This is a genomic window from Ruegeria sp. SAZD013, assembly GCF_059612525.1.
Map to the genome: position 1 here is coordinate 248,974 of NZ_JBXWQT010000020.1, position 24,323 is coordinate 273,296.

A 24,323-nucleotide genomic window follows, 5' to 3' on the forward strand; every position below is an offset into this window, starting at 1 on the left:
TCGTTTTGGTCTTTGAAGCAGATTACTTATGCGGAAGCGGACCGATCATCATGACCATCTGACGGCCTTCCATCTTCGGCATGTTCTCGATCTTGCCGACCTCTTTGATGTCTTCGGCCACACGCTCCAGCAATTCGCGACCCAGGTTCTGGTGTGCCATTTCACGGCCACGAAAGCGCAGGGTGACTTTGACTTTGTCGCCCTTTTCCAGAAACTTAAAGACGTTCTTCATTTTGACGTCATAGTCATGCGTATCGGTGTTGGGTCGGAATTTGACCTCTTTCACTTCGATGACTTTTTGTTTTTTGCGCGCTTCGTTTTCGCGTTTTTGCGTTTCGTACTTGTACTTGCCGAAATCCATGATCTTGCAGACCGGTGGGTTCGCATTAGGCGAGATTTCGACTAGATCAAGACCTGCATCTGCGGCCATCTGCATGGCTTTGGCGGGATGAACCACCCCGACGTTTTCACCTTCGGCACCAATCAGCCGAATTTCGGGGGCACGGATTCTTTCATTTACGCGCGGGCCGGTTTCACGTTGAGGCGGCGCGTTGTGAGGTCTGCGAGCTATGGGTTCATTCCTTTGATGATTGCAGAATTTCGAGCCCGGAATTTAAACCGGGCGAGACCGCACTTCAAGCGGCATAAATACAGGGTAATGCGAAAAAACTTGTTTTCTGCCGGTGTTTTTCGCGTTCAAGGCGGCAAAGCCCTGAACGCAGGGTTGCTTTAGCCGACAAAGGCTTTTTCGATCACGAACTCCTTGGGTTCCGAGTTAGCGCCTTCACGCAAACCAAACCCCTCGAGAATTTCCTTGATATCCAGGTTGAAAGCCAGCGAACCGCAGACCATTGCACGGTCGGTTTCAGGCTTGATGCCGCCATCAATACCCAGATCGGAAAATACGGTGCCATCCTGAAGAAGGGTGGTGATGCGGCCCATCTTGGGGCTCTCTTCCCGTGTGGTGGTCGGGTAATAGCGGATCTTGTCGGCAAATCCTTCACCGATCAGTTCGGCCAACAGTTCGTCCTGGCGGATGCTGTCGATCAGCTGACGGCCATATTCCAGCTCTGCCACTTCGCGGCAGGTGTGGGTGATGATGACCTCGTCATAATCCTCATAGGTCTGTGGTTCACGCAGCAGCGAGGCAAAAGGTGCAAAGCCGGTGCCGGTTGCAAAAAACCACAGGCGTTTGCCGGGCAGCAGGGCGTCATGCACCAATGTGCCAACCGGTTTGGGACGCAAGATGATCTGATCACCCGGTTTGATATGTTGCAATTTCGACGTCAGCGGGCCGTTCTGAACTTTGATCGAATAAAACTCCAGCTCTTCATCCCACGAGGGCGAGGCGATGGAATAGGCGCGCAGCAACGGCTTGCCGTTGTCACCCAGCAGACCAATCATCACAAATTCGCCCGAGCGGAACCGCAACGAGGCCGGGCGCGACACCTTGAAAGAAAACAGGCTGTCGGTCCAGTGTTTGACGTCGGTTACGGTTTGCGCGTCCGGAAGGACGGGGACTTTTACTGCGGTTGCTTCGCTCACGGGCTTCATCTCTGTCATCGTTTACCTGCCGGTCTGCTAAACCGACATCTCCGTTTAATCTTTGATCCAAGTCAGGAAAAGGGGACAGATTGCCCCCTTTGCGTCACAAGCTGGCAAGTGCGGGATTAGCCGCGCAGGCGGGCCTGATAGTTATTCTCTTTCCAGTTCGCGCGGGCCAGCCACTGATCCTCGGGTTGGCGATCTGCCAATTCTCCGTCGATCTCGACCTCGTCAAAGCCGCTGCGGCGCGCCATGGCGTATTGATCGGCAAGCACATGCCCTTTGGCGCGCAACCGGCCTTTGTAGCCCTTCAGGCGCAATGTGCGGGCGATGGTAAAGCCGCGACCATCTGCGAAGGAGGGGAAGTCTACCCGAACCAGCCTGGTGCCGCCCAGCCGGTCAAACAGTTCGTCCGGGTCTGTCTCGGAGCTGACGTCCAGCGCGACCACGTCATTGGCGGCGTCATCCAGAGTGACAAAGCCGTCGGTCCAGTCATCAGGCGAAAAACCTTCATCCGTTACGATTACGTTCATGTTTTCTCTCCGACGCGCATCATCTTGCCATCGACAAAATGGATGCCGCATTCTTCCTTGTTTTGGTCGCGCCAGCGTCCGGCGCGGGGGTCTTCGCCCTCTTTGACCGGCGAGGTGCAGGGCGCACAGCCGATCGAAGGGTATCCTTTGGCCACCAGCGGGTGCCGGGGCAGGTTGTTTTCTTCCATATAGGCCCGCACATCCTCGGGCGCCCAATGGGCGAGCGGGTTGACCTTGATCCGGCCTGTACCATCTTCGACCTCGAAGAATTCCAGCGCGGCGCGCGTGCCGGCCTGAAATCGCTTGCGTCCGGTTATCCAGCCATCGAACCCCACCAGTGCTTTTTGCAGCGGGAACGTCTTGCGCAGGTTGCAGCACGCGTCCGTGTCGCGCAGGCGCAACGCACCGTATGGGTCTTCGCGCTCAACTTCTGCATCCTCGGCCCGGATGATGCGAATGTTGGTAAGCCCCAGACGCTCGCTCACCTCCTGCTGGTACTCCAGCGTTTCGGTGAACAGCATTTGCGTGTCCACGAAAAGAACGGGCGTTGCCTTGTTCACCACCGCCGCCATATGCAACAGCACGACGGATTCCGCACCAAAGCTCGAGACCAGAGCAAGCTCATCGATCTCATCAATCGCCCCATGCATGACATCATGAGCGCTGTGGTGCCGGAACCGGGCATTCAGGTCTTCGACACGTTCAGTCAGTTCGCGTCTGTCCCGGCCCAGTTCCGTCTGGATCAGGTCAAGCGGCATTTGCTCGGGCCTCGGGGTAGAGGGCGTCTTTGAACGGCGCCATGCCCACCCGGCGATATGTTTCCAGGAATGTCTCCTCTGCGCCTGCACGCTGGTTCAGATAGGTGTCGACAATGCGCTCAACGGCAGGAACGATTTCGTCATAGGCAAAGCCCGGACCGGTGCGATCACCAATTGCCGCAGTTTCGGTCGCATCGCCACCCAAAGTGATCTGGTAGTTTTCCACGCCTGCGCGGTCCAGACCCAGAATGCCGATATGGCCGACATGGTGGTGACCGCAGGCGTTGATGCAGCCTGAGATCTTGATCTTCAGGTGGCCGATGTCATGCTCGAGCTTCAGGTCCTCGAACCGCGTCGCAATTTCCTGAGCAACCGGGATCGAACGCGCCGTCGCCAGCGCGCAATAATCCATGCCGGGGCAGGCGATGATATCGCTGATCAGACCGATATTGGCGGTTGCCAGTTCGTATTCCTTCAGCTTGGCGTGGATCGCGGGCAGGTCCGATTTATGGACATGCGGCAGGATCACGTTCTGCTCGTGGCTGATGCGCAGCTCGTCATAGGCGAACTCTTCGGCCAGATCGGCCATCACGCGCATTTGCTCGGCAGTTGCATCGCCCGGCGTTGCCCCATGCTTCTTGATCGAGATCGTGACAATCGCATGGTCCGCGTCCTTGTGCGGCGCGATGTTGGTATCGACCCACGAGCGGAAAACCGGATCGTTGGTATAGGAGCTTTCAAACGACGCGACCGAAGCTTGGCGGAAGGCAGGCGGTGCAAAGTGGCCCTTGATCTCTTCCAGCAGGTTCATGTCCGCGCCTTTGAACTGCGGGCGGACCTTCAGGAAGCGTTCGTTAACCTTGGCGCGGATAGCGTCGATGCCATGCTCGTGCACGGTGATCTTAATACGTGCTTTGTACTTGTTGTCGCGGCGACCAATCTGGTTCCATACGGAAACGGTGGCTTCCAGATAGGCCAGCAGGTCATCAAAGGCGACGAATTCGGACAATTCCTTGCCGATCATGGGCGTACGGCCAAGGCCACCGCCAACAATGACGCGCGCGCCAAGAACGCCGTCACGCTCAACCAGTTGCAGGCCGATGTCATGTGCCTTGATCACGGCGCGGTCGTTTTCACTACCAGTGATGGCGATCTTGAATTTGCGCGGCATAAACTGGAATTCCGGGTGGTCGGTCGACCACTGGCGCAGCAATTCGGCGTAAGGGCGGGGATCAGCGACCTCATCCGCTGCGGCGCCAGCAAAGTGGTCGGCGGTCACGTTGCGAATAGTGTTGCCCGAGGTCTGTATGGCGTGCATGCCAACCTCGGCCAGCGCGTCCAGCATATCCGGCACGTCGCTCAGCTTTGGCCAGTTGTACTGGATGTTCTGACGCGTGGTGAAATGGCCATAGCCTTTGTCCCACTTCTCGGCCAGCAGCGCCAGTTGACGCATTTGCGCACTGTTCAGCGTGCCATAGGGAATGGCGACACGCAGCATGTAGGCGTGCAGTTGCAGGTACAGCCCATTCATCAGGCGCAGCGGCTTGAATTCGTCTTCGGTCAACGAGCCGTCAATGCGACGTTCGACCTGGGCGCGGAACTGCGCGTTACGTTCTGCCAAAAATGCTGTGTCGAACTCGGAGTAGCGATACATGTCTAGCTGTCCTTGTTTGCAGCCCCGAACCTAGGGGCCTTGAAGGGGAGAGATATGGCCAGAGGTCAGGCCCGGGGCTGCGGGGAAGTTTCCTGTTTGCCGTGGGCATAGTTGGACGGACCAGTCCGGCGGAAATCTTCCCGAAAATGGGTGGGCTCGGGGCCGTTCTTGCCAGCAACGGCATCGGCCAGATAGGCGCCAACGACTTTATTTGCCTGACGCGCCGCATCCAGCAGACGCACCTGTGCATGTGCTTCGTCAGTGATCAGTTCCGCTTGGGACAGATCACGCGTCCAACTGTCATCTTCGGTCTGGTAAATGACGTCACCTACCAGCAAATCATTTGCGGTGACGACTTTGGGGGTAAAAGCGCGGGCCATCAGGCAAGCTCCTTATTGAATTCGGTTACGGCCTGCGCCGCTTCGCGCGGGGCAAGGCCATAGAATGTCAGGGCCGGTCCGTCCAATTCGGCGGCGGCCAGGTCGGCGGGCAGTTGATCCAGTGTGGTGGACAGTATCCGTTGGTTCGGGCGCGAGGCGTTTTCGACCAGCGTGACAGGGGTGACGCGATCGGCGCCATGCATGATCAGGCGACCCTGGATAAAGCGGGCAGATTTCTTGCCCATATAAATCGCAGCAACCGAACCAGCCCGTGCCAGGGCATTCCAGTCATGATCGGCAAAACCTTTCATGTCGTGCCCAGTCAGGAACCGCACCGAGGAATTTCGACCGCGTTGAGTCAGGCTTTGGCCAATGCCAGCCACCGCGGCAGAGGCCGCTGTGATACCAGGAACGATCTGCCACGAAATGCCAGCCGCCTCGACGGCCTCGATCTCTTCATCCAGACGGCCAAAGACAGTGGGATCACCGGACTTCAGGCGGACCACGCGGTTACCATTCAGGGCATATTCGACCAAAAGCGCGTCAATATCACTTTGCTTCCAGGATGGGCCGAACCCGGCTTTGCCGACATCAACCAAGGCGGCGCTTTGACCGGCTATGTCCAGAACGGGTTCACTGATAAGGCGGTCATGCAGCACAACATCAGCCCGCTCAAACGCGGTCAGCGCCTTGAGCGTCAGCAACTCGGGGTCGCCCGGACCTGCGCCGACAAAGTCGACATGTCCTTTGGGGCCTGTTGTGCGAACGTCCTGCATCGGATCATCTCGGGTGTGGTTTGACTTGACCCTCAATATAGGAAATATTCCCACCAAAGCGCCATATGGGCGCTCAAATAAGGATAAACGTTCCATCTCTGCGAAAACATGGAACGAAAGCTTCGATGTGGAAGGGAAATTGGAATGTCGGTGCGGATAGATGATACGGATCGGAAAATTCTGGCCGAGCTGCAACGCGATGCAGGGCAGTCACTGGACGAAATAGCGGCTCGGGTCGGCAGTTCAAAGACGCCTGTCTGGAATCGTATACGCAAGCTCAAGAGTGCAGGAATAATAGGTCAGCAAACGGTTTTGCTGGATGCCGAAGCGCTCGGGTTTGAAGCGACTTTCTTTGTTTTGATCCGCACATCGGAACACGAGGCTGAGTGGCAGCGCAAGTTCCTTAAGGCGTTGCGTGATCACCCCGAGGTGCAAGAGGCGCATCGGCTGGCAGGTGACATTGATTATATACTCAAGGTTCGGGTCAAGAACGCGCGCGCCTATGATCAATTCTACCAGTCGCTGATTTCGGAGGTACGGGTGCACAACGTGACCGCGCTTTTGTCGATGGAAGAAATCAAGTCCACAACGATGCTTCCCCTCAACGCATTGGTTGAAGGGGCGTAAAAGGCAGGTGCTTCCAACGCCGAATCGAGCCGCGCCTTATACAGGTCAGACCTGAACCATTAACCGTTCCAAACCATGGAAGTGATAGCTGTCTGAATAGGTTGGCTCTGTAGCGAGCCGCAGGTTCGGGCAGCTATTGAACAGAATGGGCAGGGCTATGCGCATTTCCAACCTTGCCAAAGGGGCGCCGACGCAGAAGTGGATGCCTCCGCCAAAACTTGTGTTGACCTCAATCGAGCGCGTCGGAATAAACCTTTCGGGTTCATCCCAGACAGCAGGGTCGCGGTTTGCAGCGCCAAGCAATAGTGCGACCTGATCACCGCGCCTGAACGAATGCCCAAATATGTCAACGTCTTCATACGCATAACGTGTGAACATGTGCAAAGGCGGGTCATAGCGCAGAATTTCTTCAATCGTTGCGTCGATCTGGTCCGGTGCCAGAACGCCGGGGCTGGTATGGGTTTGCAACAGGGTTTTCACACCGTTTGCCAGCGAATGCACAGTTGCTTCGTGACCTGCATTCAGCAGCAAGATGCATGTTGCGACCAACTCGTCGATGGTCAGCTTTTCACCTTCTTCCTCGGCGCTGATAAGCCGAGTGATCAAATCGTCACGGGGATCATTGCGTCGCTGGTTAATGTATCCCAACAGGAAATCCGTGAACTCCTGAGACGACTTGGCCGCCTTATCCTCGGTCGCCTGCGTCCGGTTGGCCTGATACATGGCGACCATGTCATGCGACCACTGCAACAGGTTGGGTGCCATGTCTTCGGGAACGCCCAGCAGTCGGCAGATGGTTATCACCGGGACCTGCGTGCAATAGGCACTCAACAGGTCGAAAGGTGTATTCGGAAACGTCTCGATAAGACTGTGGCATAGCGATTCAATGGAAGGCTGCAATGCAGAAATTTCCCGCGACGTGAAAGCGCGCATGACAAGCGCTCTCAGGCGGGTATGTCGCGGGGGTTCAGCTTCAAGCAGCGAGTGGGCTTCGATAGCCAGCCAGGGGGCCAGATGGGCAGGGCCCTGTGTCGCGCATTCAGGCGGAACTTCCCGCCCAAACCGGCGGTCGCGAAGAAGTGTCCGCACCGCCTGACAAGACGTTGCAGCAACCATATTGTAGTCGCGCCAATAGAATAGATCTCCAGCAGTGCGGGCATGATCATAGAAAGGGTAGGGGTTCTGAACGAAACACGGGTCTGTCGGGGATTGCGAGAATGACTTCATGCGACGCACACTTGCCACGAGCCGCGTTGAATGCAAGACCCTGTCTATGCAGAGAGTTTGGATCATTGTCGGTTTTTTGTCCGCTGTCGGGCTGCTGTCAGGTTTTGTTTGGTCTTATGGTTATCGTCAGGCGCTGTCTCAGCTAAGCGACAAGGCCGAAGCAGACCTTGAACTGGCGGCGGATCGGCTCAGCACCCAGATGCAGGTCTATCAGGAACTGGCGGTTCTGATGGCGACACATCCCGCTTTGCACGCGTTGGATACACCAACACACGTACATGACGCGCAAGCGATGTTGCTGGACGTCGCCGACAAGACAGCGGCCGTCAACATGATGTATCTGGATCGCAGCGGTCGGGTTCTGGTCACCGCACAGCCAGTGGCACAGCGAGACATGTCCGCACATCCAGCGTTCAGGCGCGCCATGCAGGGTGCGGTGGGTACCGCGCATGAGGTGGTTCCAGAGAGTGGCGACCGGATATATTCCTATGCCGCTCCGACTTTTGCTCCGTCTGGGCAAGTCGAAGGTGCAGTGATGGTGGTTGCCGACGTCCAGGACATTGAACAAACCTGGCGGGGCAGTACCGAAGCCGTGTTCTTTGTTGATTCTGACGGTGTCGTCTTCATCTCGAACCGATCAGACTTGCTGTTCTGGAGCCGCGAGGCTGGCCAGTCCGGGCTGACACCGCCAGAAGGTGCGTCGGTGGATTTTGCAGCGACGCGGGTCGGCCAGCATGAATTGTGGCGGCTGAACTGGGGGCGGTATTTGCCACGCGACGCGTTGCACCTAACGCTTGAACTGCCTGTGATCGATATGACCGCCGAGGTTTTGGTGGACGTGGCTCCGGCCCGGCGACTTGCGGGGTTGCAGGCGGCGGCGGTCGCAGCGATCTGTCTGGCGTTTGGTGCCATGCTGTATCTTGCCATGGAGCGACGACGGACGCTGGCTAATGCCAACATGGTTCTGGAAAGCCGGGTGGCGCAGCGTACCCGTGCATTGACCCAAGCGAACACTGCGTTACGCCGCGAAGTTGCAGAACGTCAGGAGGCCGAAGCAGCCCTGAAAAAAGCGCAGGCCGAACTGGTGCAGGCAGGTAAACTCAGCGCATTGGGGCAAATGTCGGCGGGGATCAGCCACGAACTCAACCAACCCTTGATGGCAATCCAGCAATTCGCCGACAATGGCACGGCCTTTCTTGAACGCGGCAAAGGCGACAGGGCCAGCGAAAACCTTGGGCGTATTTCGGAAATGGCCGCCCGCATGGCCCGGATCATCAAGAATCTGCGCGCGTTTGCCCGCAACGAAAGCGAACCAATGGGCCGGGTCGATCTGGTGCAGGTTCTGAAAACCGCCGTCGAGTTGACCGAAACCCGTTTGCGTGACGATGATGTGACGCTGGAATGGGAGCCGGGACAGTCTGCGGTTTATGTTTGGGGGGGTGAAGTCCGATTGGTGCAGGTCTTTGTTAATCTGATTAATAACGCGGCGGATGCGATGCTGGGGCGACCCAAACGGCACATTTCGATTGTGATGCACGAAGAAGACCGGTTGCGCGTTTCTGTGCGGGATACCGGCCCGGGGATTGAAGACCCCGACCGTGTGTTCGAGCCGTTTTATTCGACAAAAAGCGTAGGATCCTCTGAAGGTCTGGGGCTCGGCCTTTCAATATCATATGGTCTGGTTCAAAGCTTTGGGGGTGAAATCCGTGGGGCAAACACGACTGATGGCGCAGTGTTTACCGTCGAACTGGAACCCTATGGAAAAGAAGAGGCAGCATGATGCGCAGGGTTCTGTTGGTCGATGATGACGCAGCTGTTCGCGAGGCACTGGCGCAAACCATTGAACTGGCGGACTATGCACCGACAACAGCCGGATCTTTTGTGGCGGCCAAGGATCATATTCGGCGGGATTTCCCCGGTGTGATTATTTCGGACATCCGAATGCCCGGGCGGGATGGTTTCCATCTGCTGACCTATGCTCGGGATATCGACCCCGAGCTTCCGGTGATCCTTTTGACCGGAGAAGGCGATATCCCAATGGCCGTGGAAGCCATGGGAAAAGGCGCGTTCGATTTTCTGGAGAAACCATGCGCTGCGTCTGACCTGATGGACGTTCTTGAACGCGCATTCGCGGCCCGCACTCAGGTTTTGGAACAGCGCGCCCTGAAATCTGAACTTGAAAGGGGGGATCCGGCCGCACGTTTGCTGTTTGGTCTGTCGCCGCAAGCCGAGGCACTGCGGGATCGTGTGCGAACTGTTGCACCGACTGGGGCCGAAGTTCTTGTTACCGGCCCGCCGGGCAGCGGCATATCCAAAGTTGCCGAAGTGGTTCACCTGATGTCGCCCGCTGGTCAGGGGCCTTTTGTCAAACGTCCGGCTTCAAGCCTAAGCCCCGATGATCTTGCCCAAAGCTGCGGCGATGCAGTGGGTGGATCCCTGTTTCTGGACGAAGTGTCCGCCATGCCCCAAGCCACGCAGTTTGCGGCGTTGGAGATCATCGAGCGCGGTCCGGGGGGGCGTATTATTGCAGGGACAACCGCTGATCTGTCCGCTTTATGTTCGGAAGGGCGGTTTAACGCAGATCTGTTCTATCGTTTGGATGTGATGCGGGTGCGTGTTCCATCATTGGCGGAACGCCCCGACGACATTCCGGTGATTTTTCGCCACTATGTGGCGCAAGCGGCCGAACAGGCAGGCATCGCAATTCCCGAGATTTCGTCCGAACATCTGGCCGCCTTGATGGCCAGCGACTGGCCGGGCAACGCCCGTTCGCTGATGTCGGCAGCAATGCGGTTTGTTCTTGGAATGCCCGAGGAGGTTACACAAGCAACGGATCTGGGGTTGAGCGAACAGATGGCGCGTGTGGAACGATCTTTGTTGATTGCAGCTTTGGGCCGCCACAATGGAAAAGCGTCAGATGCGGCCAAGGCGCTGAAGCTGCCGCGCAAGACCTTTTACGACAAGCTGGCGCGCTATCAGATTCGTCCCGAGGATTACCGCAGATGAGCGGGAACTGGATTGGCACTTCTGATTCGAATGAAGTGATTCGGAATATGTGCGGAATTCCGCACAAGCCGCACTGAGGATGTGCGAGTTTTCGCACGGCTCGGGACTGTGAAGCGCAGAACCCGAACCAACAAAGCTGTAACACTTTGGTATTAAACATGTAATCAGACACTTTCCGCAATCGCAGTCAAAAGTTGTGTGCTTTACCCTGAGTCGCTTCACTGCACGACATACGGCGCTTACCCGGCGTCGACTGCAAGTTTCAAGGAACTCTGGGAGGATATCAGATGAAGCTTCTGACAACGGCAGCAACTGCGCTTGCTCTGACTGTAACCGCAACGGCTGGTATGGCTGCATGCGACGAAGGTGAAATCGTCGTTAAGTTCGCGCATGTGACGAACACCGACAAACACCCCAAGGGCATCGCGGCATCGCTGCTGGAGCAGCGGGTCAACGACGAAATGAACGGCACGATGTGTGTCGAGGTCTACCCGAACTCGACGCTCTACAACGACGACAAAGTTCTCGAAGCGATGTTGCAGGGCGACGTGCAACTGGCAGCGCCCTCGCTGTCGAAGTTCGAGAAGTTCACCAAACAGTTCCGCCTGTTTGACCTGCCGTTCATGTTCAAGAACGTCGACGCTGTAGACGCGTTCCAGGCCTCGGCCGAGGGGCAGGCGATGAAAGACAGCATGCAGCGCCGCGGCCTGCAAGGGCTGGCGTTCTGGCACAACGGCATGAAGCAGATGTCGGCCAACAAGGCTTTGGTTGATCCGTCGGATGCAAACGGTTTGAAATTCCGCGTGCAGTCGTCAGATGTGCTGGTGGCTCAGATGGAGGCCATTGGTGGCAGCCCGCAAAAAATGGCGTTCTCGGAAGTGTATGGCGCGCTGCAACAGGGCGTGGTGGACGGGCAGGAGAACACCTGGTCGAACATCTACGGCAAGAAGTTCTTTGAGGTGCAGGACGGTATCACCGAAACCAACCACGGCATCATCGACTATCTGGTCGTGACATCGGTGGATTGGCTGGACAGTCTTGATCCGGCGGTGCGGGATCAGTTCCTGACCATTCTGGCCGAAGTTACCGAGACCCGGAACAAAGAAGCCTTTGCTGTGAACGAAGCGGCCAAAGCGTCGATCATCGATGCGGGCGGCGTCATCCGTGAACTGACCCCTGAACAGCGTCAGGCCTGGGTCGACGCGATGAAACCGGTTTGGGACAAATTCGCCGGTGACGTGGGTCAGGACAAGATCGACGCGGCACAGGCCATCAACGCCGGCTTCTGATCCGGTCAAAGACCGCGCGTCCGGGGACTGGGGAGTATTCGACGCGCAGGCCGGGCGGGCTGAAATGGCCCGCCCCATTCTCAACTCTCTCTTCAATAAAATGCGGGGACTGAAAGATGTCTGGTGCGAACTCCGGCCAGGGCGGGCTGATCGACCATATCGAAGAAACCCTGATCGCGTTGCTTTTGGGCCTTATGACGGTCGTTACATTTGCCAACGTGATCGCGCGGTTTGTCTTTAATTCCAATATCCTATGGGCGCTTGAGTTGACAGTGTTCACGTTTGGCTGGCTGGTGCTGCTGGGCGCGTCTTACGCGGTCAAGAAACATGCTCATCTGGGCGTGGATGCAATCCTAAACATGCTAGCGCCAGCACCGAGGCGTCTAATGGCGTTAGTCTCGGTCGGATGCTGTCTGGTGTTTTCGCTGCTGATGCTCAAGGGGGCATATGATTATTGGGCCGTCTTTGCAGATCTGCCGCCAACATCGGGCCGCTGGTTCCCGACTGGGTTTGATTTCGGCGCACGCAGCCAGAGTTTCTACGAGGTGGACGACATCCCCATGGTTGCGCCGCTGCGCTTTCTGGAAGACCTGATCAACTATGGCGAGGGGTATGAAAAACTGCCCAAGGTCGTACCTTACCTGGTTCTGCCTGTATCCATGCTGCTGCTGGTGATCCGGTTTACGCAGGTCGCCGTTCAAATCTGGCGTGGTGAGACCGATCGCCTTGTCGCCAGCCACGAAGTCGAGGACGAGATTGAGGAAGTCCGCGCACAACAAGGGGTGCATGACTGATGGACGTTATCCTTCTTTTCTCGATGGTCATCGGCCTGCTGCTGATCGGGGTTCCGATTGCGGTTGCACTTGGCCTCAGCTCGACCCTGTTCCTGCTGATCTATTCCGACAGTTCGCTGGCTTCTGTCGCAGGCACGCTGTTCGAGGCGTTCGAGGGGCATTTCACCCTTTTGGCGATCCCGTTCTTTATTCTCGCCTCGTCCTTCATGACGACAGGCGGCGTAGCGCGTCGGATCATCCGATTCTCGATTGCTTGCGTGGGGCATCTGCCCGGCGGTCTGGCGATTGCGGGTGTGTTTGCTTGTATGCTGTTTGCCGCGCTTTCAGGATCGTCCCCGGCCACGGTTGTAGCTATCGGTTCGATCGTCATCGCAGGTATGCGCCAGGTTGGGTATTCCAAAGAGTTTGCCGCCGGTGTGATCTGTAACGCGGGTACGCTGGGCATCCTGATCCCACCGTCCATCGTGATGGTTGTGTATGCCGCCGCCGTCGAAGTTTCAGTTGGGCGCATGTTCCTGGCTGGCGTTATTCCCGGTCTGATGGCTGGCTTCATGCTGATGATCACCATCTATGTCATGGCAAAGGTCAAGAACCTGCCCAAGGGTGAATGGAAGGGGTGGGGTGAGGTCTTTACCTCGGCCCGCGAGGCCGGTTGGGGCCTGTTCCTGATCGTTATCATTCTGGGTGGCATTTATGGGGGTATCTTTACCCCGACCGAGGCTGCCGCGGTTGCTGCCGTCTATGCCTTCTTCATAGCCAGTTTCGTCTACAAGGACATGGGTCCGCTGAGTACGGAAGGGGACGCACAGAACCTGCCACTGCTGAAAAAACCCTACGCTTTGGTCACAGCGTTCTTTCACCCCGACACCAAGCATACTCTGTTCGAGGCAGGAAAGCTGACGGTGACGCTGTTGTTCGTGATCGCCAACGCGCTGATCCTCAAACATGTTCTAACGGACGAACAGGTGCCGCAGCACATTGCTAGCGCCATGCTTTCAGCGGGTCTTGGACCGGTAACCTTCCTGATCGTGGTCAACGTAATCCTGCTGATCGGTGGTCAGTTTATGGAGCCGTCGGGCCTGCTGGTGATCGTTGCACCGCTGGTGTTCCCGATTGCCATCGAGTTGGGTATCGATCCGATCCATCTGGGCATCATCATGGTGGTGAACATGGAGATCGGGATGATCACGCCCCCGGTCGGTTTGAACCTGTTCGTAACCTCGGGTGTTGCGGGTATGCCGATGATGAGCGTTGTGAGGGCGGCGCTGCCGTTCCTTGCTGTCCTGTTCGTCTTCCTGATTATGGTGACGTATATTCCGTGGATCTCGACCTTCCTGCCCAACACCTTCATGGGGCCGGAAATCATAACCAATTAGGTTGTTTGACGATGTACGTAGCCGGGCGGTTTCGACCGCCCGGCTTTTTCGTATCTTGAAACCGCGCACCGGGTTCATATCTCGGGTCCAGAGGACGACCTCCCCATATCGGGACATTATTCGGGACGACCCGAACGGATACGAGGTTGTCTTATGCCCTGGGTATTCCTTCTATTTGCTGGCCTGTTGGAAATCGTCTGGGCCGTAGCGATGAAGCAATCGGCTGGTTTCACCCGATTGTTGCCTACGGCCTTGATGGGGCTTTCGATGATCGGGTCTTTCGGTCTTCTGGCGCTGGCGATGCGCGACCTGCCGTTGGGCACGGCTTATACCATCTGGACCGGTATCGGGGCTGTGGGGGCGTTCTGTGTAGGTATCCTGTTTCTGGGCGAAGCCCTTAGCCCTGCGCGGATTCTGGCGGCTCTTCTGATCGTGTCAGGTCTCATCCTGATGAAGCTGGCGTGAGCGTTTTATTGACCAAGCCATTTTGCTTGGGCAGGGTTCGGAAAACACGGGAATTGGAGACTGGAATGCTGACCGAGACCGACAAGCGCCTGCTGCGCGTGGCTTATGACGAGGCAAAAGCCGGGTTTGATGAAGGTGGATGCCCTATCGGATCAGTTCTGGCGCGGGGTGGCGAAATTGTTTCACAAGGGCGCAATCAACGTGTACAGGGCGGGGATCCGATCGCACATGGGGAAATGGATGCTTTGCGCAAAGCCGGGCGTCAGAAAACCTATCGCGACACGGTTCTTTACACGTCTTTGTCACCTTGCATGATGTGTTCCGGCACTATCGTTCAGTTTGGTATCCCGCGCGTGGTGGTCGGCGATACCCAGAACTTTGGTGGCAACGAAGACTTCCTGCGCGACCGCGGCGTCGAGGTGGTGATAGCCAACGATCCCGACTGCATCGCACTGATGCAGCGGTTCATCGAAGAAAAGCCAGAGCTTTGGGCGGAAGATATTGCCGAGTAAAGGCGAAACCTAGACGCTCTCCAGCGCCTGAATAATGCCCGTGAAATCCCCGGCCTTCAGGCTGGCGCCGCCCACAAGCGCACCATCGACATTTGAAACCGCAAAGATCTCCGCCGCGTTGGAGGGTTTTACCGACCCGCCATAAAGCAAACGGACAGAGCGACCCACACCTTCGCCAAAACGACGCTCTAACCGGGCGCGGATGAAGTCGTGAACCTCTCCGATCTCATCAAGCGTTGGAACCTTGCCAGTGCCGATGGCCCAGATCGGTTCATATGCAATGATCAGGTTCTCGCCGGTTGCCTGATCCGGGATCGACCCCGACATCTGACCGCCGATAATGTCGAGTGTATTGGCCGCCTCTCGTTGCTCCAGACTTTCGCCTACGCAAATGATCGCTTTTAACCCCGCGTCCATCGCTGCACGGGCCTTGGCGCGTATATCCTCGTCATGCTCTTCATGGTCCACGCGCCGTTCGGAATGACCCAGGATGACTGATGTCGCGCCCGCGTCCAGCAGCATCTCAGCGCTGATATCGCCTGTATACGCGCCTGCGCTTGCCGCGTGGCAATCCTGCCCGCCAACAGTAACTGCTGACCCGCGTACGGTGTCTGCCGCGCGGCTGAGCAATGTTGCCGGAGGGCAGATCAGGATATCGACAGAAGCGTCTGGGTGGGACTTGCACAGTGCTTCAAGCTCGCTCAGCGCAGCACCGGTTCCGTTCATTTTCCAGTTTCCTGCCGCAAGCTTGCGCCGCATACCCGTATCTCCCTGATCATTCGATGATTTAAGATGCGGATAGCATTGTCGGCACGATCTTACAATTCCACTGATCGGGTGGGTTCGCGCGCTTTGATCGACGCACGGCGTTCGGTCGGGCCCGAGTCACAGGATTACCCGGCGCAAACTAGGATTTCTGCACGATGCTCTCATCGAATTTGATGGATTCACCGCAACCGCAAGCGTCGACGACATTCGGGTTCCTGAACTTGAAACCTGATTCCAGCAACGACACCTCGTAATCGATTTCAGTCCCGAACAGAAACATCTGCGCCATTGGTGCGATCATGACGCGTGCACCATCCTGTTCAACGACTTCGTCGTGTGGATCGGCCTGATCGACATATTCCATGGTATATTCCATGCCCGCACAGCCGCCTTTCTTTACGCCAATGCGCAAGCCGACGTGGCCACCCGAGTTCATCAGGCGGGTAATTTGCTCTGCGGCTTTGGGCGTCATGGTCACAGCCTGTTTGCCGGGAATGCCGAACATGTAAGTCTCCGTTGTCGCGCGTTGCATTTAATCTAGGGCTCAGGGGGCCAAGGCTCAAGACGGTGTGTTATAAAGAGTTTTATCAGGATGAAACAACCCGGCATACAGTATGGGTTCGCTGAAAACACCCGACCGTTAAACCGTGGAGCTGAATAGGTTTAAGCTGGTTGATCGCCAAAACGGTTCGCATTGTGAAATCATCGGAAAGGATAATATTGTGAAGAGATTAAATGCAATTTTTAATCCAGTCTTGTTGGGAGCGGTACTTACCATTGCAGTTCTTTTGTTTGTTCCGGATGATGCGGTGGCCGCCAATGATGGAGAGAGGCATCCGGTAAACTGCGCGACCGCCGAGGGCGATCTGCGCGCCATCGCGACTGAGAAAAAGCACGCGCAGGACCAACAGTTGGAAAGTGTTGCCGCCATTACTCCTGCCGGGGCACTTTTGGGGCTGGTCACAGGAACGGAACACAAAAGGCTGCAAATGCTATCGGGGGACTACATCAATCAACTGGATGCCAGATCTGCGGAAATCAAAAAGACCTGCAATTTGAACTGATCACCCGTCGTTAGGTGATCTGGATATGAAAAGGACCGTTCTCGGGCAAGAACGGTCCGTGTTTCTGGGCCGGAATTCGGGGGGCGGTCAAATCATGTCTGGCCCGAGGTACGATACCGATTGGTGCCGTCCGCAGGTCTTTTCCCGTATCATTGTGACAGGGACAGCACGAACAGGTAACAAAAACACCAATGTTTTGTGACAAATAGCCGGGAAACTGTGGTCGGTGCCTACATAAATCCCAGTTCCAGACGTGCTTCGTCTGACATCATCTCCATACCCCAGGGTGGCTCCCAGGTCAGTTCCACGTCGACCTCTTTGACGCCTGCAACAGGCTCGATCGCTTCCATGATCCATCCGGGCATGTCGCCGGCAACCGGGCATCCGGGGGCTGTCAGCGTCATGATCACCTTCACCGCGTTGTCCGTGGAAATGTCGATCGTGTAGATCAGGCCGAGGTCATAGATATTCACGGGGATTTCCGGGTCATAGACCGTGCGGCACGCCTCAACCACGGGCTCGTACAGGGGGTGCTCAATGGTTGACGGCGCAATCAGCGGTGTGCCTTCAAACTGTTCGCTCGGGTGGGTCATCTTTGCCTCGGGTCTGTTGCCTGAGTGATTATATAGGGAATAGCCGCAACAGCGTCCAGTAGGGCGGCGGCGCCGATAGGGGCGCCGCGGCAATTTAGTCGTTGATGTCGTGGTTGAAGGTTTTGACCTGACCTTGCGGCAATGCAAACAGTTTCCGCAAAACAAGCCACGCAGTCAGTGACATCACTGCGAAGATCAACGCCAACACATTCAAAGACAGAGCCATTCCGGATACGGCAAGGATAAGGCCCGTGACTGCGGCCCCGATTGCAAAGCCCAGAAAAATGAACCCTGGCAGGACAATCTCAAGGATACCCAGCGCCAATGCGGCGGCGAGCCAGATCCACCAGGTCAACCAGAAGGGGTCTGCCATCATTTTCCTCCTTTTAGCATTTTGAATGCATCACCAAAGGCTTCCAGTGCGTTGGCAGGCACAACAATAGTTTGCTTGCCAGTACCGTTTCCAAGCGCATTCAGGGCTTCAACCTGCTTCAAGGCAACCTGATACTGGGCCGCTTCAATGCCGTTATCCTGAATGGCCTTGGCGACCACACCTGTGGCATAAGCTTCGGCTTCGGCCTGAATGCGCCGCGCCTTGGCGGTTTGTTCCGCCGCATAAAGCTCGGCGTCGGCATGCAGCTCGACTGCGCGCTTTTTGCCCTCGGCTTCTGTCACCTGCGCACGACGGGCGCGTTCGGCGTTCAGCTGTTGCAGCATGGCGTCACGGGTGGCCTGATCCAGATTTACGTCCAGAATCTCGGCGCGGGTGACTTCGATGCCCCAGTCATCGACAGCGGTTTCAACGCTTTCCTGAATACGCGTGATCAGTTGGGACCGGTTCGACTGGACCTCATCCAAATCCATTTTACCAATCTCGGCGCGAACGATCCCGGCGACAGTGGTAGCAATCGCGCCATCAACGTCGCGGATTCGGTAGACCGTCTTTTCAGGTTCGAGAATACGGTAGAAGACCGATGTATCGATCTGCACCAAAACGTTGTCCTTGGTGATTGCGTCCTGCGTCGCGTTTGGCAGTTGGCGTTCCAGGATCGAGATCTTGTGGCGCGCAATGTCCAGCAGCGGAACGATAAAGTTGATGCCGGGGCCAAGCACGGAATGCAGGCGCCCAAACCGTTCAACCACATATTTTTCGGACTGAGGCACAATCTTGATGCCCTTGAAAATGATAACAATTACCAGCACCGCGGCCAGCAGGTAAATGATGTTTGACGAAAGCAATCCGATGATTTGGTCTTCGGTCATACTGTCCTCTTGTTTTTGTGTACTATAGTATACATGTGGCGATTGAGTCGCTCGATTTCAACTCTGGTATGAGGGGAAAGCAGTCCCATGCAAATGCCTCGATAATGAAACGCAGTATCGAAAAATCGTGCTGTGACCGCTTTGCATCCCTAATTGTTTGCGGTATCGGGCGGGGATGAAACTGATAATCGATACAGATCCTGGCATCGATGATGCCATGGCAATCGCCTATGCCGCTGCAGCACCCGAGATCGAGCTGATCGGCCTGACCACGGTGTTTGGAAACACGCATGTACATCAATCCAGCCGCAATGCCCGGTTCCTGCTTGATAAACTGGGTCTGGATCTGCCTGTCGCTGAAGGGGCTGCCGTTGCATTGGGTGCCGATGCGCATTCGCCATCCGAACATGTGCATGGTCCCGAAGGATTCGGTGACCTGACTGACATTCCCGAGATTGGAAGTAACCACGCCCTGCCAGCTGCTGAATTTCTGGTCGACATGGCACGAACCCATAAGAAAGAACTGGTGGTTTGCGCCGTGGGCCCTCTAACCAACGTCGCCAACGCCATTCGTCTGGATCCGGAATTCGCCGACAATCTGGGGCGTTTGGTTATCATGGGCGGCGCTGTGTACTGCCCGGGCAATATAACCAACCATGCCGAGGCAAACATCTACCATGATGCTATTGCGGCTGAAGAGGTCTTTGCCACACCGCCGGATACGGTACTTGTCGGCTTGGATGTCACGCTGAAAACGCTCTACGAGACTGCGGATTTCGAAAGCCTGGCAATGCGATCACCTGACATGGGGTCCTTTCTGCGCGATATCTCTCGCTTTTACCTGAAGTTCTACAAGGATGTCGGGGGTCTGGAAGGCTGCGGCCTGCACGATTCGACGGCTGTGATCGCTTGTTCTCATGGTGCCATGTTTGACATGGTCGAAACGGGTCTGCGGGTTGTCACCGAAGGCGACCAGAAGGGGGCGACGCGACCTGATCCGGAACGTCCCTCAGTTCGGGTCTGCCGCGACGTCGACGGGGCAGGGGTTGTTCAACTGTTTACAGACCGTGTTGCCTTGCTACCCTGACGGGTTGCAAAGACCAAACGGATCGGGCAAAGCCTGCCCGGTTCGGCGACCCGAGGGATGACATGACCCAACAGTTTTCTTTTGATCTGAAGGCAACAGACGGCAAAGCCAGGACCGGAGTGATCAGCACACCGCGCGGCGACGTGCGAACGCCTGCCTTTATGCCGGTTGGCACTGCGGCAACGGTCAAGGCGATGATGCCGGAAAGCGTTCGCGCGACGGGGGCAGACATCCTGCTGGGGAACACCTATCACCTGATGCTGCGCCCGACCGCTGAGCGTATTGATCGACTGGGTGGACTGCATAAGTTCATGAACTGGGATCGGCCCATTCTGACAGATTCCGGCGGATTTCAGGTCATGTCGCTGGCCGGTTTGCGCAAGCTGACTGAAAAGGGCGTGACCTTCAAATCTCATATCGACGGATCAAAGCACGAATTGACGCCGGAACGGTCGATGGAGATCCAGCGCCTGTTGGGCTCGGACATTGTCATGTGTTTCGATGAATGCCCTGCGCTGCCAGCGGATCGTGACCGCATTGCCGAGTCAATGCGCCTGTCGATGCGATGGGCCGAACGGTCGCGCGATGCGTTTGGCGATCGTCCGGGGCATGCGCTTTTTGGCATCATGCAAGGTGGGCTGGAAAAAGACCTGCGCGAAGAAAGCGCCGAGGCGTTGAAATCTATCGGTTTCGAGGGCTATGCAGTTGGGGGTTTGGCGGTAGGCGAAGGGCAGGAGGCCATGTTTTCTTGCCTCGATTATGCCCCCGATTTCCTACCATCGGACAAGCCGCGCTATCTGATGGGCGTCGGCAAGCCCGACGATATCGTCGGTGCTGTTGCCCGCGGGATCGACATGATGGACTGCGTGTTGCCCTCGCGGTCTGGGCGTACAGGGCAGGTTTTCACCCGCTACGGCGTGGTGAACATCAAGAATGCCCGTCACGCAGACGATCCGCGGCCGCTGGACGAACACTGCACTTGCCCGGCTTGTTCGAATTATTCCCGCGCCTACCTGCACCACGTGTTCCGCGCGAATGAGATGATTTCCGGCATGTTGCTGACATGGCATAATCTGCATTATTTTCAGGAGATCATGGCCGGAATGCGCGACGCGATTGCGGATGGTGCGTTCGAAGCCTGGCAGGCTGATTTCCACGCGCTACGCGCGCAGGGGGATAACGAACCGCTGTGATGTTTCGCCCCCTCCGAGGCTAAAACTGGCAGTTCTGCGCAGCCGGGCTGTTTTCTGGCGACTGATCGCGCAAGACCGGGGCGTATTCTACTATTTTGGTGGATATGTTCCCGGCACGCCTTGCAGTCCGCCAAACCTCGGTTCATTCTGATTGGTGATACATGGCGGTAAGGTTGAAAATGGGCGATGAGGCCCCACCTTTATCGTCCAAGACAGGAGACGGACAAATGTTGCCTCGATGAGGGACAAGTTCCGTCTTGCCAACGATAAGGATAGAGCATGCAAGAGCCTCTGAATTCCTCCTACCCCGTCCTGCCGCTGCGCGATATTGTGGTGTTCCCACATATGATCGTGCCGCTTTTCGTAGGCCGTGACAAATCGGTCCGCGCGCTGGAAGAGGTGATGCAGGATGACAAGCAAATTCTGTTGTCCAGCCAGATCGATCCCGGCGTTGACGATCCGGATGAAGAAGGCATCTACCGCACCGGCGTTTTGGCCAATGTGCTGCAACTTCTGAAGCTGCCCGATGGCACGGTGAAAGTGCTGGTCGAGGGGCAGGCGCGCGTTCAGATCACCGAGTTTCTGGAGAACGAAGAGTTCTTCGAAGCCCGCGCGGAATACCTGACCGAAATTCCCGGCGACGTCACCACGACCGAAGCGCTGTTGCGCACTGTCGCGGACGAGTTCGAGCGTTACGCCAAAGTGCGCAAGAACATCCCCGAAGAGGCACTGACCGCAGTAGGCGATACCACCGAGCCTGCGAAGCTGGCCGACCTTGTGTCCGGGCATCTGGGCATAGAAGTCGAACAAAAGCAGGAGCTTCTGGAAACCCTCAGCGTCAGCGAGCGGCTTGAGAAGGTCTATGGCCTGATGCAGGGCGAGATGTCTGTTCTGCAGGTCGAGAAGAAGATCAAGACCCGTGTCAAATCCCAGATGGAGAAGACGCAGCGTGAGTATTATCTGAATGAGCAGATGAAGGCCATTCAGAGGGAACTTGGCGATGGCGAGGACGGCAGCAACGAAGTTGCTGAACTGGAAGCCAAAATCGCCGAAACCAAGCTGTCGAAAGAAGCGCGGGAAAAGGCCGAGGGTGAGCTTAAGAAGCTCAAGAACATGTCACCTATGTCGGCCGAAGCCACAGTTGTGCGCAACTATCTGGATTGGATTCTTGCTCTGCCTTGGGGCACTAAATCCCGTGTCAAAAAGGATCTGGGCCGCGCGCAGGAGATTCTGGACGCGGACCACTATGGGCTTGAGAAGGTCAAGGAACGGATCGTTGAATACCTCGCGGTTCAGCAGCGCTCGAAAAAGCTGAAAGGGCCGATTCTTTGCCTTGTCGGCCCTCCGGGCGTGGGCAAGACCTCGCTGGGTAAGTCGGTTGCCAAAGCTACCGGGCGTGAGTTCATTCGCATCTCACTGGGTGGTGTTCGAGACGAATCCGAGATCCGGGGCCATCGTCGGACCTATATCGGCTCCATGCCCGGCAAAATCATTCAGGCGTTGAAAAAGGCGAAGACCACGAACCCGCTGATTTTGTTGGATGAAATCGACAAGATGGGACAGGATTTCCGGGGCGACCCAGCATCCGCGATGCTTGAGGTGCTGGACCCGGAACAGAACAACACGTTCATGGACCATTATCTTGAGGTTGAATATGACCTGTCCAACGTGATGTTCCTGACCACATCGAACAGCTACAACATGCCCGGGCCTTTGCTTGACCGGATGGAGATCATCCCGTTGGCCGGTTACACAGAGGACGAAAAGCGTGAGATCGCCAAGCAGCACCTGATCAGCAAACAGGTCAAGAACCATGGTTTGAAAGCCAAGGAATTCGAACTGACCGATGAGGCGCTGCAAAAGATCATCCGCACCTATACCCGCGAGGCGGGTGTACGGAACCTTGAACGTGAAATCGCCAAGGTCGCGCGCAAGTCGCTGACCAAGATCATCAAGAAGGATGCAGAAACCGTTAAGGTTACACCCGAAAACCTGCAAGATTTCCTGGGCGTGCCGAAATTCCGTTACGGTCTGGCCGAGCAGGACGATCAGGTTGGTGTTGTCACCGGTCTTGCCTGGACGTCAGTGGGTGGCGACCTGCTGCATATCGAAGCGTTGAAACTGCCCGGCAAAGGGCGGATGAAGACGACCGGTAAGCTGGGCGATGTGATGAAGGAATCCATCGACGCCGCTTCGTCCTATGTGCGTTCGATTTCACCTCAGATCGGGGTAAAGCCGCCGCAGTTTGACAAGATCGACATTCACGTTCACGTGCCGGATGGCGCGACACCCAAGGATGGCCCATCGGCAGGTCTGGCCATGGTCACGTCGATTGTCTCGGTTCTGACCGGTATTCCGGTTCGGAAAGACATCGCGATGACCGGCGAAGTCTCACTGCGCGGGAATGCGATGCCGATTGGTGGATTGAAAGAAAAACTACTGGCCGCGCTGCGTGGTGGGATAAAGACCGTTCTGATCCCGGAAGAGAATGAAAAGGATCTCGCGGATATCCCGGACAACGTCAAAGAAGGGCTGAAGATCATCCCGGTCAAACATGTCTCGGAAGTTCTGGAACACGCATTGGTGCGCAAACCTGAACCGATCGAGTGGGATGAAGCCGCGGAAGAGGCCGCAGCAGCGGCGGCCGCGTCAACCGGTAATACCGGACCTTCCGCAACCGCGCATTAAGTCTTTGGAAAATCAAATAAAGGCGAAGCAATAGCTTCGCCTTTATTTGTCGAGGGATGTAGTGAAAACTGCAACATGCAGCGCCAAAACGCTGGATGAAACCAGTGTATCATTTTGGGCATCGGCGAGCTTTGAAAATGGTGGGTGATAACGGATTTGAACCGCTGACATCTTCGATGTGAACGAAGCGCTCTACCACTGAGCTAATCACCCATGGGACGGGGTGATATCTTTCCCGAAGGTTGGCTGCAAGGGAAATAGAACCCGCGGCATCCGCAAAAAATCGCGCCGTATACAAAAACCTGGAATTTGACAAAAAACTTGAAAACGCCGCTTGACGCTGCCCGAGCGTAGCCATAATACACCCAAACGTTCAGCAATGAACTTGCAGCGGGCGGTTGTAGCTCAGTTGGTTAGAGTACCGGCCTGTCACGCCGGGGGTCGCGGGTTCGAGCCCCGTCAACCGCGCCATCGCTGCCATCCTTGGTCCAGGTTAAAGGCCACGAAAATAGATGCGCGGTTGTAGCTCAGTTGGTTAGAGTACCGGCCTGTCACGCCGGGGGTCGCGGGTTCGAGCCCCGTCAACCGCGCCATTTTCCTCCTCTAACAGATCAAGGGTTGCGCCTTTTTAGGCACCTTTAGTCAATCCTGTGTTCATTGCAGGTTTTGATCGGCGAAAATTCGACTGTTCACTAAATGTTCTAACTTTTCTGTTGGAGTCTTGG

Annotated in this window: 24 protein-coding genes, 3 tRNA genes and 1 pseudogene; 14 read left to right on the forward strand and 14 right to left on the reverse strand. The window is 56.4% G+C overall.

The window, feature by feature from the left end; all coding sequences use genetic code 11:
- Nucleotides 1-22: 22 nt before the first annotated feature.
- From infC to cobA, 7 genes and pseudogenes are all read right to left on the reverse strand, one after another.
- Nucleotides 23-613, reverse strand: a complete 591-nt coding sequence (infC, locus tag AC2FLU_RS07440) for a translation initiation factor IF-3 (RefSeq protein WP_480476723.1) — start codon at nt 611-613, stop codon at nt 23-25.
- A gap of 116 nt (nt 614-729) precedes the next feature.
- A complete protein-coding gene (locus AC2FLU_RS07445) occupies nt 730-1,563 on the reverse strand; it encodes a ferredoxin--NADP reductase (protein ID WP_209504075.1) in 834 nt (277 codons plus the stop codon).
- Nucleotides 1,564-1,670: 107 nt separating this feature from the next.
- Nucleotides 1,671-2,078 (reverse strand): DUF934 domain-containing protein, encoded by a 408-nt coding sequence (locus AC2FLU_RS07450; RefSeq protein WP_267365587.1) that lies wholly within the window; start codon nt 2,076-2,078, stop codon nt 1,671-1,673.
- A complete protein-coding gene (locus tag AC2FLU_RS07455) occupies nt 2,075-2,836 on the reverse strand; it encodes a phosphoadenylyl-sulfate reductase (RefSeq protein ID WP_480909271.1) in 762 nt (253 codons plus the stop codon). The genes AC2FLU_RS07450 and AC2FLU_RS07455 overlap by 4 nt, the downstream gene beginning before the upstream one ends.
- Nucleotides 2,826-4,490 (reverse strand): nitrite/sulfite reductase, encoded by a 1,665-nt coding sequence (locus tag AC2FLU_RS07460; protein WP_480516860.1) that lies wholly within the window; start codon nt 4,488-4,490, stop codon nt 2,826-2,828. Before AC2FLU_RS07460 ends, AC2FLU_RS07455 begins: the two co-directional genes overlap by 11 nt.
- 65 nt (nt 4,491-4,555) lie before the next feature.
- Nucleotides 4,556-4,870 carry a DUF2849 domain-containing protein gene (locus tag AC2FLU_RS07465; RefSeq protein ID WP_480472509.1) on the reverse strand — a complete coding sequence of 105 codons (315 nt, stop codon included), beginning with the start codon at nt 4,868-4,870 and terminating at the stop codon, nt 4,556-4,558.
- Nucleotides 4,870-5,616 (reverse strand): annotated as a pseudogene (cobA, locus tag AC2FLU_RS07470) (uroporphyrinogen-III C-methyltransferase); the annotation flags it as partial. The pseudogene cobA and the gene AC2FLU_RS07465, both read right to left, overlap by 1 nt.
- Before the next feature lie 174 nt (nt 5,617-5,790).
- Here cobA and AC2FLU_RS07475 point away from each other — a divergent pair.
- Nucleotides 5,791-6,273 carry an Lrp/AsnC family transcriptional regulator gene (locus AC2FLU_RS07475; RefSeq protein WP_480472511.1) on the forward strand — a complete coding sequence of 161 codons (483 nt, stop codon included), beginning with the start codon at nt 5,791-5,793 and terminating at the stop codon, nt 6,271-6,273.
- 45 nt (nt 6,274-6,318) lie between these two features.
- Here AC2FLU_RS07475 and AC2FLU_RS07480 read toward each other — a convergent pair whose 3' ends face one another.
- Complete coding sequence (locus AC2FLU_RS07480; RefSeq protein WP_496808545.1) at nt 6,319-7,500, reverse strand: cytochrome P450; 1,182 nt, start codon at nt 7,498-7,500, stop codon at nt 6,319-6,321.
- Between AC2FLU_RS07480 and AC2FLU_RS07485 the strand changes: the two genes are divergently transcribed.
- From AC2FLU_RS07485 to AC2FLU_RS07515, 7 genes are all read left to right on the forward strand, one after another.
- Nucleotides 7,499-9,280: a sensor histidine kinase gene (locus tag AC2FLU_RS07485; protein ID WP_496811923.1), complete on the forward strand. Its 1,782-nt coding sequence runs from the start codon at nt 7,499-7,501 to the stop codon at nt 9,278-9,280. The two genes, AC2FLU_RS07480 and AC2FLU_RS07485, sit on opposite strands and share 2 nt — an antisense overlap.
- Nucleotides 9,277-10,506 (forward strand): sigma-54-dependent transcriptional regulator, encoded by a 1,230-nt coding sequence (locus tag AC2FLU_RS07490; protein WP_480553379.1) that lies wholly within the window; start codon nt 9,277-9,279, stop codon nt 10,504-10,506. The genes AC2FLU_RS07485 and AC2FLU_RS07490 overlap by 4 nt, the downstream gene beginning before the upstream one ends.
- A gap of 287 nt (nt 10,507-10,793) precedes the next feature.
- The gene (locus tag AC2FLU_RS07495; protein ID WP_209504066.1) at nt 10,794-11,795 is read left to right on the forward strand and encodes a DctP family TRAP transporter solute-binding subunit; all 1,002 of its coding nucleotides are present in this window, start codon (nt 10,794-10,796) and stop codon (nt 11,793-11,795) included.
- A gap of 116 nt (nt 11,796-11,911) precedes the next feature.
- Entirely contained in the window at nt 11,912-12,589 is a 678-nt protein-coding gene (locus tag AC2FLU_RS07500; protein ID WP_209504065.1) for a TRAP transporter small permease, read from the forward strand.
- Entirely contained in the window at nt 12,589-13,965 is a 1,377-nt protein-coding gene (locus AC2FLU_RS07505; protein ID WP_480516868.1) for a TRAP transporter large permease, read from the forward strand. Before AC2FLU_RS07500 ends, AC2FLU_RS07505 begins: the two co-directional genes overlap by 1 nt.
- A 153-nt stretch (nt 13,966-14,118) precedes the next feature.
- Nucleotides 14,119-14,430 (forward strand): DMT family transporter, encoded by a 312-nt coding sequence (locus tag AC2FLU_RS07510; protein ID WP_480516870.1) that lies wholly within the window; start codon nt 14,119-14,121, stop codon nt 14,428-14,430.
- Between the two features lie 65 nt (nt 14,431-14,495).
- Nucleotides 14,496-14,942 (forward strand): nucleoside deaminase, encoded by a 447-nt coding sequence (locus tag AC2FLU_RS07515; protein ID WP_480516872.1) that lies wholly within the window; start codon nt 14,496-14,498, stop codon nt 14,940-14,942.
- Nucleotides 14,943-14,951: 9 nt separating this feature from the next.
- On the opposite strand, the gene tpiA is transcribed toward AC2FLU_RS07515, so the two are convergent.
- Both tpiA and AC2FLU_RS07525 read right to left on the reverse strand, forming a co-directional pair.
- Nucleotides 14,952-15,701, reverse strand: a complete 750-nt coding sequence (gene tpiA / locus AC2FLU_RS07520) for a triose-phosphate isomerase (RefSeq protein WP_480472529.1) — start codon at nt 15,699-15,701, stop codon at nt 14,952-14,954.
- 148 nt (nt 15,702-15,849) lie between these two features.
- Nucleotides 15,850-16,215 carry a HesB/IscA family protein gene (locus AC2FLU_RS07525; protein WP_480476725.1) on the reverse strand — a complete coding sequence of 122 codons (366 nt, stop codon included), beginning with the start codon at nt 16,213-16,215 and terminating at the stop codon, nt 15,850-15,852.
- Nucleotides 16,216-16,357: 142 nt separating this feature from the next.
- Here AC2FLU_RS07525 and AC2FLU_RS07530 point away from each other — a divergent pair, with 142 nt between their 5' ends.
- Complete coding sequence (locus AC2FLU_RS07530) at nt 16,358-16,774, forward strand: hypothetical protein (RefSeq protein ID WP_480516876.1); 417 nt, start codon at nt 16,358-16,360, stop codon at nt 16,772-16,774.
- Nucleotides 16,775-17,004: 230 nt separating this feature from the next.
- Here AC2FLU_RS07530 and AC2FLU_RS07535 read toward each other — a convergent pair whose 3' ends face one another.
- The 3 genes from AC2FLU_RS07535 to AC2FLU_RS07545 all read right to left on the reverse strand — a co-directional run bounded on the left by AC2FLU_RS07535 (nt 17,005) and on the right by AC2FLU_RS07545 (nt 18,630).
- Nucleotides 17,005-17,367, reverse strand: a complete 363-nt coding sequence (locus AC2FLU_RS07535) for an SUF system Fe-S cluster assembly protein (RefSeq protein ID WP_209504059.1) — start codon at nt 17,365-17,367, stop codon at nt 17,005-17,007.
- Nucleotides 17,368-17,461: 94 nt separating this feature from the next.
- Nucleotides 17,462-17,740 (reverse strand): NfeD family protein, encoded by a 279-nt coding sequence (locus tag AC2FLU_RS07540; protein WP_496808544.1) that lies wholly within the window; start codon nt 17,738-17,740, stop codon nt 17,462-17,464.
- Complete coding sequence (locus AC2FLU_RS07545) at nt 17,740-18,630, reverse strand: SPFH domain-containing protein (RefSeq protein WP_480472533.1); 891 nt, start codon at nt 18,628-18,630, stop codon at nt 17,740-17,742. The genes AC2FLU_RS07540 and AC2FLU_RS07545 overlap by 1 nt, the downstream gene beginning before the upstream one ends.
- A 175-nt stretch (nt 18,631-18,805) precedes the next feature.
- On the opposite strand from AC2FLU_RS07545, the gene AC2FLU_RS07550 reads away from it, so the two are divergent.
- From AC2FLU_RS07550 to lon, 3 genes are all read left to right on the forward strand, one after another.
- On the forward strand, nt 18,806-19,717 hold the full coding sequence (locus tag AC2FLU_RS07550) for a nucleoside hydrolase (RefSeq protein WP_496714457.1): 912 nt from the start codon (nt 18,806-18,808) through the stop codon (nt 19,715-19,717).
- 62 nt (nt 19,718-19,779) lie between these two features.
- Complete coding sequence (gene tgt, locus AC2FLU_RS07555; RefSeq protein WP_496808543.1) at nt 19,780-20,910, forward strand: tRNA guanosine(34) transglycosylase Tgt; 1,131 nt, start codon at nt 19,780-19,782, stop codon at nt 20,908-20,910.
- 279 nt (nt 20,911-21,189) lie between these two features.
- The gene (lon, locus tag AC2FLU_RS07560) at nt 21,190-23,598 is read left to right on the forward strand and encodes an endopeptidase La (protein WP_480472539.1); all 2,409 of its coding nucleotides are present in this window, start codon (nt 21,190-21,192) and stop codon (nt 23,596-23,598) included.
- Between the two features lie 138 nt (nt 23,599-23,736).
- Here the strand turns inward: lon and AC2FLU_RS07565 are convergent.
- Nucleotides 23,737-23,811 (reverse strand) — tRNA-Val (locus AC2FLU_RS07565).
- A 181-nt stretch (nt 23,812-23,992) separates the two neighbouring features.
- Between AC2FLU_RS07565 and AC2FLU_RS07570 the strand changes: the two genes are divergently transcribed.
- Nucleotides 23,993-24,069: transfer RNA gene (locus tag AC2FLU_RS07570), tRNA-Asp, on the forward strand.
- A 45-nt stretch (nt 24,070-24,114) separates the two neighbouring features.
- A tRNA-Asp gene (locus AC2FLU_RS07575) sits at nt 24,115-24,191 on the forward strand.
- The last annotated feature ends 132 nt before the right edge of the window (nt 24,192-24,323 follow it).